This window comes from Croceicoccus bisphenolivorans (assembly GCF_001634625.1).
In the GTDB taxonomy this organism is placed as follows: Bacteria; Pseudomonadota; Alphaproteobacteria; order Sphingomonadales; family Sphingomonadaceae; genus Croceicoccus; species Croceicoccus bisphenolivorans.
Genome location: NZ_LRSE01000043.1, coordinates 1 through 2679 on the forward strand (window position 1 = coordinate 1; position 2679 = coordinate 2679).

Annotated in this window: 1 protein-coding gene and 1 pseudogene; both read left to right on the forward strand. The window is 58.6% G+C overall.

Features of this window, described 5'->3' with window-relative positions; genetic code table 11:
* Positions 1–46: 46 nt before the first annotated feature.
* Positions 47–1096 (forward strand): annotated as a pseudogene (locus tag A7A77_RS17145) (TonB-dependent receptor domain-containing protein); the annotation flags it as partial.
* Between the two features lie 200 nt (positions 1097–1296).
* The gene (locus tag A7A77_RS17685; RefSeq protein ID WP_082836229.1) at positions 1297–2181 is read left to right on the forward strand and encodes an alpha/beta hydrolase; all 885 of its coding nucleotides are present in this window, start codon (positions 1297–1299) and stop codon (positions 2179–2181) included.
* Positions 2182–2679 lie beyond the last annotated feature (498 nt).

A 2679-nucleotide genomic window follows, 5' to 3' on the forward strand; every position in this document is an offset into this window, starting at 1 on the left:
CAATGGACGACTTTTACGCCGCCGTTGACAGTCGTTCTTCGGTGAAGCCACGCTGTCCCTTCTTGAAGACAAGTTGGAAGTGACCGCAGGCGCCAGCAAGTTCTCCGACAAGTCGCGACAGAACTCTGTCTTCTTCCTCAATTCGGCAGGCCAGGAACTGGTCGATCTCGGCGTTGACGAATCGCTGCTTGTGCCGCCGTCGACCCCGGAAAACCTGCTGAAAACGAAAAAGTTCAGCCCCAGCGTGAGTGTTGCATATCACCCAGGCAGGAATGTCACGCTCTATGCTCGCTATGCGCAGGGTTTCCGGACCGGTTACAACGACTTCGGCCTGTCAACGCTGTTCGCCCAACTTGCCCTGGCCGGGGCCGGTGGCGACCCAAGCTTCATCACCGGAGAAGTCAGGGCCGAGGATATCGAGGCGTTCGAACTTGGCGCCAAGGGCAGCTTTCTCGACGATCGAATCTATGGCGAGATCGCGCTGTATCGCAATGACCTAAGCGATACCCAGCAAAGCTCCATCGTGGTGGAACCCGATTCCGGGGTCGCTTCGAACATCACCAGCAATCTTGGCCAGGCGCGCACGCAGGGCGTGGAGCTGCTTTTCCGGTTCAATGAACTCTTCGCCAAGGGACTGACCGTTTCGCTGGCAGGCTCGTTGCTTGAAGCGGAAATCCGCGGCGATGACGGCGAGCCTTTCTTCCTCAACGGGCAGCGGCTCAATTCGACGCCTGAAATCATCCTTAGCGCAATGGCCGCCTATCGGTTCGATATCGGCACATCGGGCCTCGAAGGAACCTTGTCCGGCAGTGTGCAGTACGCAGGTGACCGGTCGCTGTCGCAACTTGGCCTAGCGCCGATCGTCGGCGACGCCATCACCCGTGCCGATGCCAGGTTCGAGGTGGCAAAGGATGCGTGGGCGGCTTTCGTATTCATCCAGAACGCATTCAACGAAGATGGCCGGGTGAACCCCACGGTGGCGAGCGAACCCGGTTCCTCGGCATATCTGGGCAACGTCCTGCTGCCATTCGAAGGGCTTATCGGAAACCGCATCCGCCCGCGCAGCATCGGCGCAGGCGTAAAGTTCGACTTCTGACGAACGCCATACGGCACAGGGTTTTTGCAACTCGTGTGCCGACGGCCTGCAAGATCCGCCGTCACTAAAGTCCCCTTCATGCCGACTGACCCGTGTTTGCGGCAGACGGCCATACCGCTGCGACGACCATAAATATACATTACTGTTTTTATACCTTTCGCGAAGAAGTCTTGTGCGTCACACAAATTGAGGATTGAGAAATGAAAGTGCTTTCACGCGAGCATACGGGCTTTTTCTCTGACACACAGGTGTGGGTCGTAGAGTCCGATGCGGTTGGAGCGCGGTTCCGTGTAACGATATCATCACCAGGCGTTCCATTGCCAGAAGGGGTCAGGGCCGGTGTCGTGATCAGCACGGACGGCGATCTTTCTGCGGGAACGGCAATCAGCACGCTGCGCAATCTGGGCTTGGGTGGCGGCTTCCCTCCACTCTGGTCGGTGAACATCGGTTATCCTCTCGACAGCGCACCAAGCCACTTGTTGTTACGAAATCGCGATTTCACGCCCTCTACCATGCCGGCGTTCGACGAAAAGGCGCCGCTGCTAATGGGCGGCAGTGATCCCGTAGCCAGTGGCGGAGCGGACGAATTCCTGGCGTTTATTCTGGACGAGCTCTGCCCGGTTTTGGCCGAAGAATTTGCCATGGACCTTGACGACATGACCCTGACGGGCGCGTCTCTCGGGGGGCTCTTTACACTACATGCTTACCTGCAGAGGCCGCACGGCTTCCGCCGGTATCTGTCGATCAGTCCATCGGTGTGGTGGGATGACAAACTGGTTCTCCGCCGGGCCGAGGAGGCGAGCGGCACAGACAGTGCGGATGCCCGCATTTTCCTGTGCGTCGGCGAACTGGAGAGTCTCGATCACATAAAAGCTGCTAAAGCAGGGCTGTCATCGAAAATCTTGGAAGTCGTGAACGTGATCTTCCCGGACGTGGATATGCAGGGCGATGTTGATGCAATTGCGCGCGTGCTTGGGAAACGGAGCGGCGTGATTGTGAAGGCACTGGTGCTGCCCGACGAAACCCACCAATCTATCGGCGGTGCAGCTTTCAGCCGTGGATTGCGCTGGCTCTACAGTAACTGACCAAAGCAAAACCGCAGGGGTGGCTGGATCAGACTGGCTGGCCGGACAATGGGCATCTGACTTCCACTCCGCCAACAGAAACACTAGCGTATTCAACGCCCGCTGAGTGAAGCCAAAGTCGGTATCGATGTTGGAAAACGGACGGAAAATTCGGCCTTTCTGCGTCGATCCACCGAATGCGAGCCGCCGGCGTTGGCGCATTTCATAAGCGATGTCCCGCCTGCGCGCGCCCACGTCCGATGATGCTCCCGCTTATCGTTCGCCCGGCCTCGGGAAAGCGCCCGTACGGACCGCAACGGTGGCTGCGCCGCCCAAGCCATTGACGGTCACGCGGTGAAGACCACGGTCTTATCGCCATTCGTGAGTGGTGTTCGTTGTGTCACAGAACAGCGTGGGCGAAGCCTTCGTGGCGGCTGGAAAGCCGGCAAACGCCCTGAGCGACATACCCGCTTAGGTAAACCCCATGCTGAAGCGTCCCGGGTTTTCCGGAGGCTCCTA

Bases quoted from the DNA above. Each gene is read 5' to 3' on its own strand.
- A7A77_RS17685 (WP_082836229.1), top strand. From the start codon at position 1,297: ATGAAAGTGCTTTCACGCGAGCATACGGGCTTTTTCTCTGACACACAG.